Origin of the sequence: Pseudochelatococcus lubricantis (genome assembly GCF_042432495.1) — a bacterium.
In the GTDB taxonomy this organism is placed as follows: Bacteria; Pseudomonadota; Alphaproteobacteria; order Rhizobiales; family Beijerinckiaceae; genus Pseudochelatococcus; species Pseudochelatococcus lubricantis.
This window is the reverse complement of the sequence record NZ_JBHLXC010000001.1, coordinates 474,365-493,021: the sequence shown is the minus strand read 5'-3', so window position 1 is coordinate 493,021 and position 18,657 is coordinate 474,365. Positions and strand designations below refer to the sequence as shown.

Sequence of the window (18,657 nt, the reverse complement as noted above, 5' to 3'; positions counted from 1 at the left end):
CCTCGAATACCAAAGGTTTCGGCGCGGCCGGCGCGGCGATTACTGCGCCGGCCGCTGCGTTCAACCCGCCTGCTTGACGCGCATATACCACTCCACCAGACGTCGAACCTGCCGTTCAGTATAGCCCCTTTCGACCATCCGTTGCACGAATTCGTCGTGCTTCTTCTCGGTGTCGCCGTCCTTCTTGGAGCCGAAGCTGATGACGGGCAGCAGGTCCTCCACCTGCGAGAACATGCGCCGCTCGATGACCTCGCGGATTTTCTCGTAGCTGGTCCACGACGGGTTGCGGCCGCCGTGGCTGGCGCGGGTGCGCAGCGCGAACTTCACCACCTCGTTGCGAAAATCCTTCGGATTGGCGATGCCCGCAGGCTTTTCGATCTTGGTCAGTTCCTGGTTGATCAGCTCGCGGTCGAGCAATTGCCCGGTGTCGGGATCCTTGAAATCCTGATCCTCGATCCATGCGTCCGCATAGGCCACGTAGCGGTCGAACAGGTTCTGGCCGTAGTCGTGATAGGATTCGAGATACGCTTTCTGGATTTCATGACCGATGAACTCGGCATAGCGGGGCGCGAGGTCGCCCTTGATGAATTCAAGGTAGCGCTTCTCGGTCTCAGCCGGCAGCTGCTCCTGCCGGATCATCTGTTCGAGCACGTACATGAGATGCACCGGATCGGCCGCGATCTCGATGGTGTCGTAATTGAAGGTCGCCGCCAGCGCCTTGAAGGCGAAACGGGTGGAGATACCGTCCATGCCCTCGTCGACGCCGGCCGCGTCCTTGTATTCCTGCAGGCTGCGGGCGCGCGGGTCGACCTCGCGGATGTTCTCGCCGTCGTAGACGCGCATCTTCGAGAACAGGTTGGAGTTCTCATGCTCGCGCAGCCGCGACAGCACCGAGAAGCGCGCCAGCAACTCCAGCGTGCCCGGCGCGCAGGCGGCATCCGACAGCTCCGAGCCACGCACGAGCTTCTCGTAGATCTTCTGCTCCTCGCTGACCCGCAGGCAGTAGGGAACCTTGATCACGTAGATGCGGTCGATGAACGCCTCGTTGTTCTTGTTGTTCTTGAAGTTCTGCCACTCGGATTCGTTCGAGTGGGCGAGGATCACGCCGGTGAACGGGATGGCGCCGATATTCTCGGTGCCCACGTAATTGCCTTCCTGCGTCGCGGTCAGCAGGGGGTGCAGCATCTTGATGGGCGCCTTGAACATCTCGACGAATTCGAGCAACCCCTGGTTGGCGCGGTTGAGCCCGCCGGAGTAGCTGTAGGCGTCCGGATCGTTCTGCGACAGGGTCTCCAGCTGGCGGATGTCCACCTTGCCGACGAGCGCCGAGATGTCCTGATTGTTCTCGTCGCCGGGCTCGGTCTTGGCAATGGCCTCCTGACGCAGCCGCGAGGGCAGGATGCGCACCACACGGAAGCGCGAGATGTCGCCGCCGAATTCCTCCAGCCGCTTGCGGCACCACGGGCTCATCAGCCCGGTGAGCCGCCGGCGCGGAATGCCGTAGTCGTCCTCCAGCCGTTCGGCCAGCGACAGGTCGAAGAGGCCGAGAGGGCTTTCGAACACCGGGCTCACCTCGTCTCCGGCCTTCAGCACATAGACGGGATGCACCTCCATCAGCGCCTTGATACGCTCCGCGAGCGAGGACTTGCCGCCGCCCACGGGCCCCAGCAGGTAGAGAATCTGCTTGCGCTCCTCCAGCCCCTGCGCCGCGTGGCGGAAGAAGGAGACGATACGCTCGATCGTTTCCTCCATGCCGTAGAATTCCGCGAAGCTCCTGTATGTGCGGATGGTACGGTTCATGAAGATGCGCCCGAGGCGCGGGTCGCGCGAGGTGTCTATCGTCTCCGGCTCGCCGATGGCCGCGAGCAGACGCTCGGGCGCGCTGGCGTAGAACATGGGGTCGCTGCGACAGCCCTTCAGATAATCCTCAAGAGACATTTCGACTTGCCGACGCGCCTCGAAAGCCTGCGCGTAGTTGGTGAAGAGATCGCCATTCATTGCCATCGCTGATCCTCAACCTTGAAAATGTTGCCCCGAGAATGTCCCCCGCCGTGTCAGCCCCTTTTGCCTCCCCCTGCACTGGCAGGTCGCGTCTCGTGCTACACTCCTGATATGGGCATGCGGTGAAGAAGAAACACCATCCCGCAAAGGAATCACGTGATTCACGACCCGATTCGTTTTGATTGTGATCATGATCTTGCACGCGCACAATCGGATTTTTTTCGGGGACCGGCGCGAAACAAGGCAGGCGTGAACACAAAAACACCGCCGGCTCGTGCCGGCGGTGTCCTGTTTTTCAGCGATATGGCGGGAGCCGGGGGCTCCGGAGAGGCGGTCAGGATTTGGGCGTGAGCCTCGTCAAGCGGTCGCCTGTCGGGTCGTCTTCCCCACGCGCCTTGTTGATAACGAAGACGTGACCCTTGCCGTCAGCCGCGACATGGTTCGGGAACGTGCCGCCTTCCAGGTTGGCGACGATCTCGCCCTGCGGGTTGACGACGGTTACGGTGCCGGCCCCCCGGTTGACGACGTAGGCGAGCTTGCTGACGGGGTCGAACGCGACGTTGAGCGGGCCTGCGCCCGTCTTCACGTCATGCAGCACCTTGCCCGTTTCGATATCGATGATCAGCAGGTTGTCGCTGCCTTGCGAGACGACGTAGAGTTGCTTGCCGGCGGCATCCACCGCCACACCGATGGAACTTTTGGCGCCCAGCAGCGGGAGCACCTTGTCGACGGTATTGGTCTTCGTGTCGATGACGGCGGCCTCGGCCGTGCTCAGGCTCACGGTGTAGAGCTTGCGGTTGCCGGCATCGAGCGCGAGCGCCGTGGGCGTGAACTTTTCGCCGCGCACCTTCGACTCGATCTCGATATTCTGCAGCTTCTCCAGCTTCTTCGTGTCGAAGACGACGACGAAGTTGCCGCCAACGGCCGAAGCGTAGGCGCGGCCCTGTTCCGCGTCCACCACCACGTCACGCGAATGGGGAACCGCATCGGCCTCGAACTGCTTCACGAGCGAGAGATCGCTCTGCCTGAACACGGCGACGGAGCCGTCGCGCGTCGTCGTCGTCCAGACATTGCCCTCAACATCGTCGACACCTACGCCGTAGACGGCGTGCAGATGCCCGTCGCTGCGGCCGGCGACGGGCTTCGCGTCGACCTCTGCCTCCTTGGCGAGCGTCCCGGCGTTCAGCTTGACGAGCTTCGATTCCTTGACCGGCGGACGGCCGACGGCGGAGGTGACGAAAAGCGCGTTGCTTTTGGGGCTATAGGCGACCTGATAGAGCCCGGGCACCACCTTCTCGCTGACTGCCGTGAACTTGTCGGCGCCCGAGGAGGGAATGACCGGCGAGACCTTGAGCTGCGCCACGGCGGCGGCCGTGGGATTCGCCACGTTGACGATGATGGGATGCTGGCCGGGCACTGCATCGGCCGGGACGTCGATCTTGAGTTCGAAGCCGCCCTTGTCGTCCACCGTCAGCGGCTTGCCCTCCGGGTTGAGGATGGTGTTGCCGCGCGACAGGATGACCGTCTGCCCCGGCTTGAACGACGATCCGCGCAAGATCGCCGCCGAGCCGGGCGTCACGACGCCGCCAGCCGACACCCGGCCCTTGAAATCGGCGTCAGGCGCATCGAAGACGGCATTCTGCGCGAAGCCGCCCGCAGGCACGAGAACGACGAGCGCCAGTGCAAGGACGGGAAGTTTGCAGCGGTGCTTAACATAAGAAATGCGGGGCGTCATGGCAGGGCCTTTCAGTTCCGGAATCGCAGTAAATCTGTGCGCCCGCGACACTATAATATGCATCAGGTCAAGACAATTACATTAAATGAACATTTAATTATAACGATTATAAAGTAATGTAGAGAAAGCAGCATAATTCTGTACAATTCCTCCCGTCCTGTCGGGGCAGCACAGGCAGTGCGGCGCAACATCGATTCGTCCGCCGGGCGTTTCCACGGGGCAGCGATGCCTGCGCACGGGGTGGGTCAAACCGTCGCAGCCCGTCCGCCGCGGCACATAGCGGGGAGCGGACAAGGGGCATCGATACGACACAGCACCGCGATCATATCGCATCCATCATCTTGATTTTGATGCATTAAACTGTCCGCCTCCCGAACTCCGGCAAGGTCCGCCGGCTGGACGAAGCGGCCATCAATAGCCGGTATCTATCGTTATCGCCGAATCTATCTATTTCATCATGAGAGGCATCTTCCCTATATTGCATTGCGAAGGCCAGGACCGCCGCAGCGGTTTCGCGTCTGTCCGCAGGGACGCGCTGCACGGTCTTATGCCTCGTTGCTACCGAAACCATCCGATCAAGGAGCCGTTATGTCTCTCGTCAATACCGCGATCAAACCCTTCAAGGCGCAGGCGTACCAGCAGGGCAAGTTCATCGAGGTCACCGATGAAGACCTGAAGGGAAAGTGGTCCGTGTTCTTCTTCTATCCGGCAGACTTCACCTTTGTCTGCCCGACGGAACTTGGCGACCTGGCCGACAATTACGCGGAGTTCCAGAAACTCGGCGTCGATATCTATGGCGTTTCCACGGACACGCACTTCACCCACAAGGCCTGGCACGACACCTCCGACACCATCGGCAAGGTCCAGTACGCGCTGCTCGGCGACCCGACCGCCACGCTCTCGCGCCACTTCGAGGTGCTGCGTGAGGACCAGGGCCTTGCCGACCGCGGCACCTTCCTTGTCGATCCCGATGGCATCATCCAGCTCGTCGAGATCACGGCGGAGGGCATCGGCCGCAACGCCGAGGAACTGCTGCGCAAGATCAAGGCGGCCCAGTACGTGCGCTCGCATCCCGGCGAAGTCTGCCCCGCCAAGTGGCAGGAAGGCGAGGAGACGCTCGCTCCCTCGCTCGACCTCGTCGGCAAGATCTGAGTTCGTCCGCCGCACCGCCTTCTCCCGGAATCCGGGGGAAGGCTCCGGCGGCAAACCGGAGCCCGCGCAATGTCGCACGGCCTGCGGTTTGCCACCGTGCCCCGCCGCCCTCAGCGGCGCGCCGTGCCGGCCCATTTCTACCCCGGAGGATGATCCATGCTGAATGACACCCTGAAAGCGCAGCTCAAGGCCTATCTGGAACGGGTCGTGCGCCCCATTCACATCATCGCTTCGCTCGATGACGGCGCGAAATCGCGCGAGTTGCAGGAACTGCTCGGCGAGATCCGCGCGCTTTCCGACAAGATCAGCGTCAGCGAACTCAAGGGTGGCGGCGAGCGCGCGCCCTCCTTTGCCCTCACGACGCCCGGCCAGGACATCAGCCTGCGCTTCGCCGGCCTGCCGATGGGCCACGAATTCACCTCGCTGGTACTGGCGCTGCTGCAGGTGGGCGGCTATCCGCCCAAGGTCGCGCAGGAGGTGATCGACCAGGTCAAGACACTCGACGGCGACTATTCCTTCGAGACCTATTTCTCGCAGAGCTGCCAGAACTGCCCGGAGGTGGTGCAGGCGCTCAACCTGATGGCTGTGCTGAACCCGCGCATCCGCCATGTGGCCATCGACGGCGCGGCCTACCCGGCCGAGGTTGAGGCGCGCCAGATCATGTCCGTCCCCACCGTCTATCTCAACGGCGAGGTGTTTGGCCAGGGCCGCATGGGCGTCGAGGAGATCGTCGCGAAGCTCGACACCGGCGCAGCGGCGCGCGATGCGGAAAAGATCAGCGCGAAGGCGGCCTTCGATGTGCTGGTGGTCGGCGCGGGCCCGGCCGGGGCGGCCGCCGCCATCTACGCGGCGCGCAAGGGCATCCGCACCGGCATTGTGGCCGACCGTTTCGGCGGGCAGGTGCTCGACACGATGGCGATCGAGAACTTCATCTCTATCCCCCACACCGAGGGCCCCAAGGTCGCGGCCGCGCTGGAGCAGCACGTGCGCGAATACGAAGTCGACATCATGAATCTGCAGAAGGCCGAGTCGCTCGCACTGCGGGGCGACCTTGTCGAGATCGGCCTCGCCGGCGGCGCGCGGCTGCGCTCGAAGACCGTCATCCTGGCAACGGGCGCGCGCTGGCGGCAGATGAACGTGCCGGGCGAGGACACCTACCGCAACAAGGGTGTCGCCTACTGCCCGCATTGCGACGGTCCGCTCTTCAAGGGCAAGCGCGTCGCGGTGATCGGCGGCGGCAACTCCGGTGTCGAGGCGGCGATCGACCTTGCCGGCGTGGTGAGCCACGTCACGCTGATCGAGTTCGACAAGGCCCTGCGAGCGGACGACGTGCTGCAGCGCAAGCTGCGCAGCCTGAAGAACGTTGACATCATCACCTCCGCCCGCACGACCGAAGTCACGGGCGACGGGCAGAAGGTCAACGGGCTCGTCTATGAGGACCGCCGCAGCAGTGACAAGCACACGCTGGCGCTTGACGGCGTTTTCGTGCAGATCGGCCTGCTGCCCAACACCGAATGGCTGAAGGACGCCGTCGCCCTGTCGCCGCGCGGCGAGATCATCGTCGATGTCCACGGGCAGACATCGGTGCCCGGCGTCTTCGCCGCCGGCGACTGCACGACCGTGCCGTACAAGCAGATCGTGATTGCCGTCGGCGAAGGGGCAAAGGCGTCGCTCTCGGCCTTCGACCACCTGATACGCTCCACGCCCGCGGACGCGGAAAACAGGGCCGCGTAAGCCGGCACATCATGAACGTTCGCGAACTGCAATATCTCGTCGCCCTCGCCGACCACCGCAACTTCGGCCGGGCGGCGGAAGTCTGCCTCGTCAGCCAGCCCACGCTCTCCACCCAGATCCGCAAGCTGGAGGAGGAGCTGGGCGTGGCGCTCGTGGAGCGGGCGCCACGCAACGTCATGCTGACGCCGGCAGGCGCAGACATCGTCGAGCGCGCGCGCCGCGCCTTGCATGAGATCGAGCAGATCAGGGAAGTCGCGCGCCGGCGCAGCGGGGGTGGCTGCGGCACGGTGCGTCTCGGCATTTTCCCCACGCTGGGGCCCTATCTGCTGCCACACGTCGTTCCCCTGCTCGGCGCGCGTTTCCCGCGCATCGAGCTGCTGCTGGTCGAGGAAAAGAGCGATCTGCTGCTGGCGCAGCTCGATGAGGGCAAGCTCGATGCGGCCGTGCTCGCCTTCCCGGTGCAGAACGCGCAACTGCACTGCGACATCCTGTTCGACGAGCCTTTCCTGCTCGCCGTGCCGGAGCACCATCCGCTGGCGCGGCGCAAGACGCTGAAGACGTCCGAACTCGCGCAACATAACCTGATGCTGCTGGAAGACGGCCACTGCCTGCGCGAGCACGCGCTTGAGGTCTGCCGCCTGTCGGGCAGCGCGGAGCAGGCGAGCTTCCGCGCGACGAGCCTGGAGACGTTGCGACAGATGGTCATGGCCGGCTCCGGCCTGACGTTGCTACCGCAGCTTGCCGCGCAGAGCCCCCTGCCCCACGCCGACCAGATCCGCCTCATCCGCTTTGCCGACTCCACCCCGAGCCGGCGCATCGCCCTGTTCTGGCGTAAGAGTTCAGCCCTCGACGGGCTGCTGCGGGAGATGGCCGCAGTGCTGCGCGAAACCGCGGAAAGGCTGCTGGCAGAAGGCAGCACGGCAGACCACGCGCCCGACATCGAAAGCCGCACGCGCACCGCTGCGGTTCCTGCGTGACCCCGCCCGGGCTCAGGAGCAGCCGGTCGTGCTGCCGCAGGTGTCGCAGCGCAGGCAGGTGCCGTTGCGCACTAGGGTGAAGTTGCCGCATTCCGTGCAGGCCTCGCCCTCATAGCCCTTCAGCCGCGCTTCCTTGCGCCGCTCGTCCGCGCCGACGGCGCCGGAATGCTCCACGGCCTGCGGCGCGGCGGCGGCAGGAGCGCCGTTGCCGTTGCCGCGCAGGAAGCCGCGCGAGGCGGGAATGAGCGTAGGATGATCGCTGCCCTCGCCGAGCGCATCGTGACGGATATCGGCCGGGTTCACATGGGCGAGGTCATAGCGCCCGAGATACGAGATCGCCAGTTCCCGGAAGACGTAGTCGAGGATGGAGGTCGCGTTCTTGATCGACTCGTTACCCTGCACGAAGCCCGCCGGCTCGAAGCGGGTAAAGGTGAACGCCTCGACGTATTCCTCCAGCGGCACGCCGTATTGCAGGCCGAGCGAGATGGAGATGGCGAAGTTGTTCATCATCGCCCGGAAGGCCGCGCCCTCCTTGTGCATGTCGAGGAAGATCTCGCCCAGCCGCCCGTCTGTATATTCACCCGTGCGCAGATAGACCTTGTGGCCGCCGATGGTCGCCTTCTGGGTATAGCCGAGGCGGCGGTTCGGCAGCTTCTCGCGGTTGCGCGCCACGATCCGCTCCACGATGCGTTCGGTGACGGTCGCGGTGCGCGCGGCGTCCGGCCCCGCGGGCAGTTCCTCCGCCTCCTCCGTCTCGCCGGCGATCAGCGCCGCGTTGAGCGGCTGCGACAGCTTGGAGCCGTCACGGTAGAGGGCATTGGCCTTGAGGCCGAGGTTCCACGATTGCAGGTAGGCGCGCTTGCAGTCCTCGACGGTGGCGTCATTCGGCATGTTGATCGTCTTGGAGATCGCGCCGGAGATGAACGGCTGCGCCGCCGCCATCATCAGGATGTGGCTGTCGACCGACAGGAAGCGCTTGCCGATGCGCCCGCACGGATTGGCGCAGTCGAAGACGGCGTAATGCTCGTGCCGCAGATGCGGCGCGCCTTCCAGCGTCATCGCCCCGCAGACGTGGACGTTCGCCGCCTCGATGTCGGCGCGCGAGAAGCCGAGGAACGGCAGCAGCTCGAAAGCGGGATCGTCGAGCCGCTCGGCGCCCACCTTCAGCGTCCCGGTGAGAAAGTCCGCGCCCAGCGTCCATTTGTTGAAGGCGAACTTGATATCGAAAGCCGAAGGCAGCGCCTTTTCGAGCGCCGCGATCGCCTCGATCGAAAAGCCGCGCGCCTTCAGGTCCTCGTGGTTGATCGTCGGCGAGGTTGCAAGCGTGCCGTGGCCGACGGCGTAGGTCTCGATATCGGCGATCTGCGCGTGTGTGTAGCCGAGCTTCTTGAGTGCATGCGGCACGGACTGGTTGATGATCTTGAAGTAGCCGCCGCCCGCGAGCTTCTTGAACTTCACCAGCGCGAAGTCGGGCTCGATGCCGGTGGTGTCGCAGTCCATGACGAGCCCGATGGTGCCCGTCGGTGCAACGCAAGTAACTTGCGCATTGCGGAAGCCGTGCTTCTCGCCGAGCGCCAGCGCCCGGTCCCACACCTGCTGTGCCAGCGCCTGTAGCGCCGGGTCGGGGATATTGGCGTGGTCCAGCGGCACCGGCGGCTTGCCGAGTTTCTCATAACCCTCGCGTTCGCCCCGCGCCGCGCGCCGGTGGTTGCGGATCACGCGCAGCATGTCGGCTGCGTTTTCCTCATAGCCGGGGAAGGCGCCCAGCTCGCCCGCGATCTCCGCCGAGGTCTCGTAGGCCGTTCCCGTCATGATGGCGGTGAGCGCGCCGCACAGCGCGCGGCCCGCCTCCGAATCATAGGGCAGCCCCATGGTCATCAGCAACCCGCCGATGTTGGCATAGCCGAGGCCGAGCGTGCGGAAACGGTAGGAGAGTTCCGCGATCTCGCGCGAAGGGAACTGCGCCATCAGCACCGAGATTTCCAGCACCAGCGTCCACAGCCGGCAGGCGTGGACATAACCAGCGTGGTCGAATGTGTCCTTCTCGCGGTCGAAGAATCGCAGCAGGTTGATGGACGCGAGGTTGCAGGCCGTGTTGTCGAGAAACATGTATTCCGAGCACGGATTTGAGCCGCGAATCTCGCCCGATTGCGGGCAGGTGTGCCAGTCGTTCATCGTGGTGCGGAAGTGCAGGCCCGGATCGGCGGAAGCCCACGCCGCATAGCCGATGCGCTCCCACAGATCGCGCGCGCGGACGGTTTTCGCCACCTTGCCGTCCATGCGCCGGATGAGCGCCCATTCACTGTCCGCCGTCACGGCGTCCAGAAACTCGTTTCGCAGCGAGACGGAGTTGTTCGAGTTCTGGCCGGAGACGGTGAGATAGGCTTCCGAATCCCAGTCCGTATCGTAAGTGTCGAACGACACCTCGTCGAAGCCCTGGTCGGCGAGTTGCAGGATGCGCTTTATGTAGTTGTCCGGCACCAGCGCCTTGCGCGCGGCGCGGATCGCCTGCCGGAGCGCGGCGTTCTTCGCCGGATCGGTCACGCGCCCGCCGTCCTGCGCGCTCGCGTCGAGCAGCGCCTGCAGATGCCTGGCAACCGTCTTCGAGCCCGTGACGAGCGCCGCGACCTTTTGCTCTTCCCTGATCTTCCAGTCGATGAATTCCTCGATGTCGGGGTGGTCGGCGTCGAGGATCACCATCTTGGCGGCGCGCCGCGTGGTGCCGCCGGACTTGATCGCCCCCGCCGCGCGGTCGCCGATCTTGAGGAAGCTCATCAGCCCGGACGACCGACCGCCGCCCGAGAGCGGCTCCCCCTCAGCCCGCAGGCTGGAGAAGTTGGTGCCGGTGCCGGAGCCGTACTTGAACAGCCGTGCCTCACGTACCCACAGGTCCATGATGCCGCCCTCGTTGACGAGATCGTCGTTGACGGACTGGATGAAGCAGGCGTGCGGCTGGGGATGCGCGTAGGCCGAGCTAGAGCGCACCGTCTCGCCGCTGCGGAAATCGACGTAATAGTGGCCCTGCCCCGGCCCGTCGATGCCATAGGCCCAGTGGAGGCCGGTGTTGAACCATTGCGGCGAGTTGGGCGCCACCATCTGCCGGGCCAGCATGAAGCGCAGCTCGTCGTGGAAGGCGGCCGCGTCTTCCTCCGACGAGAAGTAACCGCCCTTCCACCCCCAGTAGGTCCAGCAGCCGGCGAGCCGGTCGAACACCTGGGTGGCGGCGGTCTCGCCGCCATAGCGCCCGGCTTCGGGCAGCGCCGCCAGCGCCTCGTCGTCCGGAACAGACCGCCACAGGAAGGCGGGGACGCCCTCTTCCGGCACCCGCTTCAGCCGTGTCGGCACGCCCGCCTTGCGGAAATACTTCTGGGCGATGATGTCGGTCGCGACCTGGCTCCAGTCGCTCGGCACGTCGATGTCCGCGAGCCTGAACACGACGGAGCCGTCCGGGTTGCGGATCTCGCTCACCGCCTTGCGGAAGGCGATGGCGTCATAAGGTGCATGGGACGAATCGCCGGGAGCCGTAAAATAACGCTGGAATTTCATGGCGATGGTCCTGTTCCTGCCGTGCGTCCGCGCCGGCGGCGGCGCGAAGGGCCGCCTGCTGCCGACGATAATCTCGACTCACATAATACAGCAATGGCCCCGCCGGTTCTCGTGCGGGCCGCCCCGAGCCGCGGCATTCCCACACGAAATTGCGGCGCCGGAAGGCCCCGGCGGCGTCAGCGTTCGGCGAAGGCTTTCTCGATGACGAAGTGGCCCGGCTCGCCGCTGTTGCCCTCGTCGAAGCCGAGCCCGTCCATCAGCGTGCGCAGATCGACCATCATCGAAGGTGAACCGCAGATCATCACGCGGTCCGTCTCCTTGTCGAGCCGCGGCAGCTCCAGGTCCGCGAACAACCTGCCGCTCTCGATGAGCGTCGTGATGCGGCCTTCGTGGCGGAAGGGTTCGCGCGTCACCGTGGGGTAATAGAAGAGCTTCTCCCGCACCTCTTCCCCCAGCAGTTCGTGCTCGGGCAGCTCCTTCGTGATCAGGTCGGCGTAGGCCAGCTCCCGCACCCAGCGCGTGCCGTGGACGAGGATGACCTGCTCGAAACGCTCGTAGGTTTCGGGATCGCGAATGATGGAGAGGAACGGCGCGAGGCCCGTGCCGGTGCCGAGCAGATAGAGCTTGCGCCCGGGCAGCAGGTTATCCAGCACCAGCGTTCCCGTCGCCTTGCGCCCGACGATGATCGTGTCGCCCTCCTGGATGTGCTGGAGGCGCGAGGTCAGCGGGCCGTTCGGCACCTTGATGGAAAAGAATTCGAGCGTATCTTCCCAGCTCGGGCTGACGATCGAGTAGGCGCGCAGCAGCGGCCGGCCATCCACCGTGAGACCGATCATCGTGAACTCGCCCGTGCGAAAACGGAAACCGGGATCGCGCGTGGTGGTGAAGGTGAACAGGGTGTCCGTCCAGTGATGGACGCTCAGGACACGCTCGTTGAAAAAATTGCTCATGGTATCGCTCGGTAATGGGCGGCGGGAAATCACAGGCGGCCCCGCGGCGCGAAGAAGGACGGCCCCGCCGGCCTCTTCCCCGTTCCTCGGCATCCTCCGGTGGTTCCCCCTTTTTGGTGATGGCGGGCCACACCTCGGCATTGTGCGCGCCGATGGCAACCCATGCAGATGCGCGCGGTTCCGTGCCGGCGAAGATGGCCTCGCCGGACATTCCGGTTCACACCGTCACAGTCTATACACTCGGCAGGGTTAATAGCCAGCATGTTTTCTCCCGCGCCGCATGCGGGCGCGCACCCGCGAACGCGCTCTGCCGAGGCGACATCCGTGCGCGGATGCGACGAACCGCCGGGATTGCGCGTTGTTTGGCCATTACACGGCGAGTCGAGTCGGATATACAATGACATCGGTCACAAAGGGCGAGGGTTGGGGCCGGGATAGCGGGCAATCCGCATCGTGATGGGAAGGGGCGGACAGTGATCATGACTTCTGGCTTGAAGGCTTTGGGTTTGAAGGCAATCGGCATCGTGGCCGCCGCCGCGCTGATGGCAGCCGCCCCCGCCCGTGCGCAACAGGGCGAGATCCGGGTCGGCGAAATCAACAGCTATTCCACCCTGCCCGGCTTCACCGACCCCTATCGCAAGGGCATGGAACTCGCCCTCAAGGAAATCAACGACGCCGGCGGCATCCGGGGCCAGAAGCTCGTCGTCATCTCGAAGGACGACGCGGGCAAGCCGGGCGATGCGCTGACGGCGGCGAACGAACTCGTCTCCCGCGACCGTGTCGCGCTACTCGCGGGCGGCTTCCTGTCGAACGTCGGCCTCGCCCTCTCGGACTTCGCAAGGCAGAAGAAGGTGCTCTACCTCGCGTCCGAGCCGCTCACCGACGCGCTCGTCTGGTCGAAGGGCAACGACTACACCTTCCGCCTGCGTACCTCGAACTACATGCAGGCGGCGATGCTGGCGGAAGAGGCCGCCAGGCTGCCGGCGAAGCGCTGGGCGACCGTGGCGCCCAACTACGAATACGGCCAGTCCTTCGTCGCCGTGTTCAGGGAACTGCTCACCAAGAAGCGCCCGGACGTGGAATTCGTCGCCGAGCAATGGCCGCCGCTCGGCAAGATCGACGCCGGGCCGGTTCTGCAGGCGATCGACGCGGCGAAGCCCGACGCGATCCTCAACGCCACCTTCGCCGCCGATCTCGTCAAGTTCGTGCGCGAGGGCAACACGCGCGGCGTGTTCAAGAACCGCGCCGTGGTCAGCTACCTCACCGGCGAGCCCGAGTATCTCGATCCGCTGAAGGACGAGACGCCCGAAGGCTGGATCGTGACGGGCTATCCCTGGTACGGCATCGACACGCCGGAGCACAAGGCGTTCCTCGACGCCTACCGCGCGCTGCACAACGACTATCCTCGCCTCGGCTCGATCATCGGCTATTCCACCGTCAGGAGCGTCGCAGCCCTGTTGGAGCGCGCGACGGACACCAGCACGGAAGCGCTGATCGAGGCCGCGAAAAATCTGGAGGTGAATACGCCCTTCGGCCCCATCGTCTACCGCGCCGGCGACCACCAGAGCACACTCGGCGCCTATGTCGGCAGAACCGGCATCGTCGACGGCAAGGGCGTGATGGTCGACTTCGCCTTCCGCAAGGGGGCGGACTATCTGCCGCCGGAGGAAGAGGCCGCGAAACTGCGCCCGCGAAACTGACGCCGCGCGCCGGAAAGCCACGGCCGTGGACATCATCCTGGCTCAGGCGAGCTTTGTTTTCATACAGGCTCTCGGCGGTCTCGCCAGCGCCGCGTCGCTGTTCCTCGTCGCTTCCGGCCTGTCGATCATCTTCGGTGTGACGCGCATCACGAATTTCGCGCATGGCGCCTTCTACATGCTCGGCGCCTACGTCGCCTTCACGCTGACCGACCGTTTCGGCGGCGCGTTCGGCTTCTGGGGCTCCATCCTGCTCGCCGCGCTCATCGTCGCGGCGCTGGGCGCGCTGATGGAAATGGCCCTGCTGCGGCGCATCTACCACGTGCCGGAGCTGTTCCAGTTGCTCGCGACCTTTGGCGTCACGCTGATGGTGCAGGATCTCGTCGTGATAGCATGGGGGCCGGACGACCTGATGGGGCCGCGCGCGCCCGGCTTCCGGGGCGCGGTGGAGATTTTCGGCCACCGGGTGCCGTCCTACGACTTCCTGCTCATGGCGCTGGGACCGGTCGTGCTGGGGCTGCTGTGGCTGCTGTTCCACCGCACGCGCTGGGGCGTGCTGGTGCGCGCCGCCACGCAGGACCGCGACATGGTGGCGGCGCTGGGCGTCAACCAGAAATGGCTGTTCACCAGCGTGTTCGCGCTCGGCATTTTTCTGTCGGCACTGGGCGGCGCGCTGCAGATTCCGCGAACCACCGTCACCCATGGCATGGATCTGTCGATCCTCGTCGAGGCCTTCGTCGTGGTGGTGATCGGCGGCCTCGGCAGTGTCACCGGCGCGTTTCTGGCCGCCGTGCTGGTGTCGGAACTCAACGCCTTCGGCATCCTGCTGCTGCCTAAAATCTCCCTCGTGCTGGTGTTTCTGGTCATGGCGGTCGTGCTGGTGCTGCGGCCGTGGGGCCTGCTCGGCAAGCCGTTCACGGCGGCGCGGCAGGCGGCCGGCATCTCCGTGCGGCCATGGCAGCCCTTTTCCCCCGCCGAGCGCGCGCTCGCGGCCGGTGCCATCCTCGCCGCGTCCGCGCTGCCCTTCCTCGTCGGCGACTACGGGCTGACGGTGGGCAGCGAGATCTGCATTTTCGTGCTGTTCGCCGCGAGCCTGCATTTCATCATGACGGTGGGCGGCCTCGATTCCTTCGGCCACGCCGCCTACTTCGGCCTCGGCGCATATGGCGCGGCCTTCCTTACCGTGCTCGCCGGCTTGCCCATGGAAGCGGCGCTCATCGCCGGGCCGCTGCTCGCGCTTGCGGGCGCGGCGCTGTTCGGCTGGTTCAGCGTTCGCCTCTCCGGCGTCTATTTCGCCATGCTGACGCTGGCCTTCGCGCAGATCACGTGGTCGATCGCCTTCCAGTGGGTCGAGGTGACGGGTGGCGACAACGGCATGCTCGGCGTCTGGCCGGCGGACTGGGCAGCCGGCGCGCGGGGTTTCTACTGGCTGTCGCTCGGCGTGGCGGTTGCCGGTGTCGCCGCGCTGCGCGCGCTGGTTTTCTCGCCGTTCGGCTATGCGCTGCGGGCGGCGCGCGACAGCGCCCTGCGGGCAGAGGCCATCGGGCTGGACCGCGCACGCCTGCAATGGCTGGCCTTCATCGTCGCCGGCACCTTCGCCGGGCTTGCAGGCGCGCTGCAGGCCTTTCTCAAGGGGTCTGTTTTTCCCGATTTTCTCGGCATTCCCGTCTCCGTCGACGGTCTCGTCATGGTGCTGCTGGGCGGCGTGGAAACCGTGTCGGGCGCTGTCGCCGGAGCCGTCGTCTACAAGGCGCTGGCAATCTGGCTCATGAGCAGGACGGACCTGTCCCGGCTGGTGCTGGGCAGCGCGATCGTGGCCATCGTGCTGCTGTTCCCGCGCGGCATCGTCGGCTTCGTGGAGGACGCCCGCGACCGCTACCTGCCCGCGCTGCTGCGCGGACGCGGCCGCTCGTCCGGTCGGGAGACAGCGCCATGAGCGCCTTGCTCCAGGCGGAAGGACTGAGCAAATCCTTCGGCGGCGTCGAGGCCGTGCGCGGCGTTTCTTTCGAACTCGATGCGGGCCGGATTCTCGCCATGATCGGCCCCAACGGCGCGGGCAAGAGCACCTGCTTCAACATGCTGAACGGCCAGATCACGCCCGATGCCGGCCATGTCCGCCTCGGCGGCATCGATATCACAGGCCTCGGCCCCGCCGCCGTGTGGCGGCTCGGCGTGGGGCGCACGTTCCAGATCACGGCCACCTTCGCCTCCATGAAGGTGCGCGAGAACGTGCAGGTCGCTCTGCTGTCCTTCCGCCGCCGCGCCTTCAGCTTCCGCGGCTTCGCGGGCGCCGCCTGCCGCGGAGAGGCTGACGGGCTGCTGGCGCTAACCGGCCTTGCAGACCAGGCGGACAGGCCCTGCGGCGAACTTGCCTATGGCGATCTCAAACGCCTCGAACTCGCTGTCGCACTCGCCAACAACCCCCGCCTGCTGCTGATGGACGAGCCGACGGCGGGCATGGCCGCGCGCGAGCGCACCGCGCTGATGCGCCTCGCCGCCGCCGTCGCGCGCGAGAAGAACGTCGCCGTGCTGTTCACGGAACACGACATGGATGTGGTGTTCGAGCACGCCGATGCAGTGATGGTGCTCGATCGGGGAGAGCGCATCGCCTTCGGCACCCCGCAGGAAGTGCGCCGCGACCCGCGCGTGCGCGCCGTCTATCTCGGCGAGGGCTTCCTCTACGACGCCCGCCACCGCGAGGAAAAGCCGGCATGACGCTGCCAGTTTCCAGCCTGCGAATTTCCGGCCTCAATGCCTGGTACGGCCCGGCGCACATCCTGTCCGACGTGGCGTTCGATGTGGGCGCGGGCGAGGTCGTGGCGTTGCTGGGTCGCAACGGCGCTGGCAAAAGCACGACGCTGCGCGCCATCATGGGCCTCGTGCCCCGGCGCACGGGCACGGTCGTCTTCGCGGGCGCGGACATATCGGCGCTGCCCCCATACGCGATCGCGCGCCGGGGGCTCGGCTACGTGCCGGAGGACCGGCGCATCTTCACCGAACTCACGGTGGAGGAAAACCTCGAAGTCGGCCGGCAGCCGCCGCGTCCGGGCGTGGCGACGTGGCGGCCCGAGCAGCTTTACGCGCTGTTCCCCAATCTCGGCGAGATGCGCCGGCGCCAGGGCGGGCGGATGAGCGGCGGCGAGCAGCAGATGCTTACCATCGCCCGCACCCTGATGGGCAACCCCTCGCTGGTGCTGCTCGACGAGCCCTCCGAAGGGCTGGCCCCCCGCATCGTCGAGCAGATGGCCGACGCCATTCTGGCCATGCGGCAGCAGGGCCTGAGCGTGCTGCTTTCGGAGCAGAACCTGCATTTTGCGCGGCTGATCGCGAACCGCGTCCACATCATCGAGAAGGGACGCATCCGCTTTTCCGGCACGCTCGCGGAACTGGAAGCGCAGCCCGACGTCCGCGACGCCTATCTGGCCGTATGACTCAGAACCGTCCGCCGGTGCGAAAGCCGCCGCCGCCGCTGCCGCCGCTCCGGCCGGACGAGCCGCCCGACGAACGCCCGCCGCCACCGAAGCCGCCGCCCCAGCCATCGCGCGTGGGCGGCGGGCGATTCCAGCGGTTGTCGCGGGGCTGGCTGCCTTGCCTGTAGCCGCTGCGCAGCGCATCGCCCAGATCGCGGGACGACAGCACGCCGCCGATGATGCCGCCCAGGATGTCGCCGATCAGCTTGTCGTTGACGAAGCCGCCGCCCTGCCGCTCGTAGCCGGTCTGGCGGAAATCGTTGCGTGAGCGCTCCAGCTCCAGCCGCTTGCGGGCAAGTTCGACGGCGACCTTGCGGGCCTCCTCCGCCTCGCGCGTCAGGCGGGCGAGCGCGGCGTCGATCTCCTGCAGGCGCTGCACGATGCGTTCGTCGTCCGGCGTGGGTGTCGCCAGCGCCTCGCCGAGCAGCGCGCGCAGATCCTCGCGCCGCAGTGATTCCGCCAGCTCTTCCTGCGCGCGGCGCAGGCCGGAGCCCTCGCCCTCGACCAGCGCCGTGCGACGCTCGTCCGTTGCGGCGATGGCACGTTCGAGTTCCGCCTGCTTCTTGTCGAGAGCATCGAGCGCGGCCACGGCCTTTTCGTGCCCTGCCTCCAGCGCCGCGATGCCGTCCGCCTCAAGCCCCACGCGCTCCAGCGCCTGCAGGCGCGTCTCTTCCTCCTGCGCCTCCGCTTTCAGGCGGTCGGCGTGATCGCGCAGCCGCCTGGGGATTTCGTTGAGCATGAAGAAGTTCTGCCGTGCCGGCTCGTAACGGATGACGCGCGCCACATAACTGTCGCCCCAGCGCGTCAGCCAGCTTCCGCGATAGTTGGGCGTGCCGAAGCCGCGTGCCCACAGATAGGCGAAGAGCCTATCGGCCAGATAAGGCTTCGACTTGCCGTCGCGGTCCGCTTCCGACTGTTGCGCCTTTGCGTCGGCCGCCTCCGCCCGCGCCTGCGCGCCATCGCGCCTGGCCGCCTGCGCCTGCCAGGCGAGATCGTCGGCGAGGCGCTTTTCGGTCGCCGCCTCCTGCGTGTCGATACGCGCCGCTGCGTCCTGCACCGCGGTGGCGAGCGCGGCGCGCTCGGTCTGCAACTGCCGCAGGTCGTCGCTCAGCGCGCCGTGCTGCTGCTGGATGGCCGCCACTTGCCGGTTGTGCGCCTCGACCGCCGACAACGCCCGGCGCTCCGCCGCGTCGAGTTCGCCCTTGACCGACTCCTGCCCGAGCGCGTCGAGCCGCAGCCGCGCCAGATCGCCGTAGAGCGAGGCCTGCTCGCCGCGCAGCCGCGTGGCGTCGGCGGTGGCCGCGTCGATGACGCCCGTGACCCTGTTCTCGTCCGCCCGGACGCGGCCCATGGCCTGTTCGATGGCGGAAAAGGCATCGCCTGCACTGATCATGG

At 66.2% G+C, this 18,657-nt stretch carries 12 protein-coding genes and 1 pseudogene; 7 read left to right on the top strand and 6 right to left on the bottom strand.

Annotated elements, in window-relative coordinates; all coding sequences use genetic code 11:
• Positions 1 to 60: 60 nt before the first annotated feature.
• The gene (locus ACFFJ7_RS02005; RefSeq protein ID WP_166949291.1) at positions 61 to 2,004 is read right to left on the bottom strand and encodes a PrkA family serine protein kinase; all 1,944 of its coding nucleotides are present in this window, start codon (positions 2,002 to 2,004) and stop codon (positions 61 to 63) included.
• 331 nt (positions 2,005 to 2,335) lie between these two features.
• Positions 2,336 to 3,736, bottom strand: coding sequence for a hypothetical protein (locus tag ACFFJ7_RS02000; RefSeq protein WP_377590597.1), 1,401 nt, complete (start codon positions 3,734 to 3,736; stop codon positions 2,336 to 2,338).
• A gap of 588 nt (positions 3,737 to 4,324) precedes the next feature.
• Between ACFFJ7_RS02000 and ahpC the strand changes: the two genes are divergently transcribed.
• The 3 genes from ahpC to ACFFJ7_RS01985 all read left to right on the top strand — a co-directional run bounded on the left by ahpC (position 4,325) and on the right by ACFFJ7_RS01985 (position 7,599).
• On the top strand, positions 4,325 to 4,888 hold the full coding sequence (ahpC, locus tag ACFFJ7_RS01995; RefSeq protein ID WP_166949287.1) for an alkyl hydroperoxide reductase subunit C: 564 nt from the start codon (positions 4,325 to 4,327) through the stop codon (positions 4,886 to 4,888).
• Between the two features lie 156 nt (positions 4,889 to 5,044).
• Complete coding sequence (gene ahpF / locus ACFFJ7_RS01990; protein ID WP_377590596.1) at positions 5,045 to 6,622, top strand: alkyl hydroperoxide reductase subunit F; 1,578 nt, start codon at positions 5,045 to 5,047, stop codon at positions 6,620 to 6,622.
• Positions 6,623 to 6,633: 11 nt separating this feature from the next.
• Positions 6,634 to 7,599 carry a LysR substrate-binding domain-containing protein gene (locus ACFFJ7_RS01985; protein ID WP_377590595.1) on the top strand — a complete coding sequence of 322 codons (966 nt, stop codon included), beginning with the start codon at positions 6,634 to 6,636 and terminating at the stop codon, positions 7,597 to 7,599.
• A gap of 12 nt (positions 7,600 to 7,611) precedes the next feature.
• Here ACFFJ7_RS01985 and ACFFJ7_RS01980 read toward each other — a convergent pair whose 3' ends face one another.
• From ACFFJ7_RS01980 to ACFFJ7_RS01970, 3 genes and pseudogenes are all read right to left on the bottom strand, one after another.
• On the bottom strand, positions 7,612 to 11,145 hold the full coding sequence (locus ACFFJ7_RS01980; protein ID WP_377590594.1) for a vitamin B12-dependent ribonucleotide reductase: 3,534 nt from the start codon (positions 11,143 to 11,145) through the stop codon (positions 7,612 to 7,614).
• A 176-nt stretch (positions 11,146 to 11,321) separates the two neighbouring features.
• Entirely contained in the window at positions 11,322 to 12,095 is a 774-nt protein-coding gene (locus ACFFJ7_RS01975; protein ID WP_377590593.1) for a ferredoxin--NADP reductase, read from the bottom strand.
• Positions 12,096 to 12,213: 118 nt separating this feature from the next.
• Positions 12,214 to 12,306 (bottom strand): annotated as a pseudogene (locus ACFFJ7_RS01970) (hypothetical protein); the annotation flags it as partial.
• Positions 12,307 to 12,574: 268 nt separating this feature from the next.
• On the opposite strand from ACFFJ7_RS01970, the gene ACFFJ7_RS01965 reads away from it, so the two are divergent.
• Genes ACFFJ7_RS01965 through ACFFJ7_RS01950 form a run of 4 tightly spaced genes read left to right on the top strand, consistent with a single transcriptional unit; the run spans position 12,575 to position 17,223 of the window.
• Positions 12,575 to 13,795, top strand: coding sequence for an ABC transporter substrate-binding protein (locus ACFFJ7_RS01965; protein ID WP_377590592.1), 1,221 nt, complete (start codon positions 12,575 to 12,577; stop codon positions 13,793 to 13,795).
• Between the two features lie 25 nt (positions 13,796 to 13,820).
• Positions 13,821 to 15,728 carry an ABC transporter permease gene (locus ACFFJ7_RS01960; RefSeq protein WP_377590591.1) on the top strand — a complete coding sequence of 636 codons (1,908 nt, stop codon included), beginning with the start codon at positions 13,821 to 13,823 and terminating at the stop codon, positions 15,726 to 15,728.
• Positions 15,725 to 16,507: an ABC transporter ATP-binding protein gene (locus ACFFJ7_RS01955; RefSeq protein WP_377590590.1), complete on the top strand. Its 783-nt coding sequence runs from the start codon at positions 15,725 to 15,727 to the stop codon at positions 16,505 to 16,507. The genes ACFFJ7_RS01960 and ACFFJ7_RS01955 overlap by 4 nt, the downstream gene beginning before the upstream one ends.
• On the top strand, positions 16,504 to 17,223 hold the full coding sequence (locus ACFFJ7_RS01950) for an ABC transporter ATP-binding protein (protein ID WP_377590589.1): 720 nt from the start codon (positions 16,504 to 16,506) through the stop codon (positions 17,221 to 17,223). The genes ACFFJ7_RS01955 and ACFFJ7_RS01950 overlap by 4 nt, the downstream gene beginning before the upstream one ends.
• Before the next feature lies 1 nt (position 17,224).
• Here ACFFJ7_RS01950 and ACFFJ7_RS01945 read toward each other — a convergent pair whose 3' ends face one another.
• On the bottom strand, positions 17,225 to 18,655 hold the full coding sequence (locus tag ACFFJ7_RS01945) for a coiled-coil domain-containing protein (RefSeq protein WP_377590588.1): 1,431 nt from the start codon (positions 18,653 to 18,655) through the stop codon (positions 17,225 to 17,227).
• Between the last annotated feature and the right edge of the window lie 2 nt (positions 18,656 to 18,657).

Excerpts from the sequence above, each read along its gene's own strand:
- ACFFJ7_RS02005 (WP_166949291.1), bottom strand. The coding sequence starts at position 2,004 with ATGGCAATGAATGGCGATCTCTTCACCAACTACGCGCAGGCTTTCGAG.
- ACFFJ7_RS02000 (WP_377590597.1), bottom strand. The coding sequence starts at position 3,736 with ATGACGCCCCGCATTTCTTATGTTAAGCACCGCTGCAAACTTCCCGTC.
- ahpC (WP_166949287.1), top strand. The coding sequence starts at position 4,325 with ATGTCTCTCGTCAATACCGCGATCAAACCCTTCAAGGCGCAGGCGTAC.
- ahpF (WP_377590596.1), top strand. The coding sequence starts at position 5,045 with ATGCTGAATGACACCCTGAAAGCGCAGCTCAAGGCCTATCTGGAACGG.
- ACFFJ7_RS01985 (WP_377590595.1), top strand. The coding sequence starts at position 6,634 with ATGAACGTTCGCGAACTGCAATATCTCGTCGCCCTCGCCGACCACCGC.
- ACFFJ7_RS01980 (WP_377590594.1), bottom strand. The coding sequence starts at position 11,145 with ATGAAATTCCAGCGTTATTTTACGGCTCCCGGCGATTCGTCCCATGCA.
- ACFFJ7_RS01975 (WP_377590593.1), bottom strand. The coding sequence starts at position 12,095 with ATGAGCAATTTTTTCAACGAGCGTGTCCTGAGCGTCCATCACTGGACG.
- ACFFJ7_RS01965 (WP_377590592.1), top strand. The coding sequence starts at position 12,575 with ATGACTTCTGGCTTGAAGGCTTTGGGTTTGAAGGCAATCGGCATCGTG.
- ACFFJ7_RS01955 (WP_377590590.1), top strand. The coding sequence starts at position 15,725 with ATGAGCGCCTTGCTCCAGGCGGAAGGACTGAGCAAATCCTTCGGCGGC.
- ACFFJ7_RS01950 (WP_377590589.1), top strand. The coding sequence starts at position 16,504 with ATGACGCTGCCAGTTTCCAGCCTGCGAATTTCCGGCCTCAATGCCTGG.
- ACFFJ7_RS01945 (WP_377590588.1), bottom strand. The coding sequence starts at position 18,655 with ATGATCAGTGCAGGCGATGCCTTTTCCGCCATCGAACAGGCCATGGGC.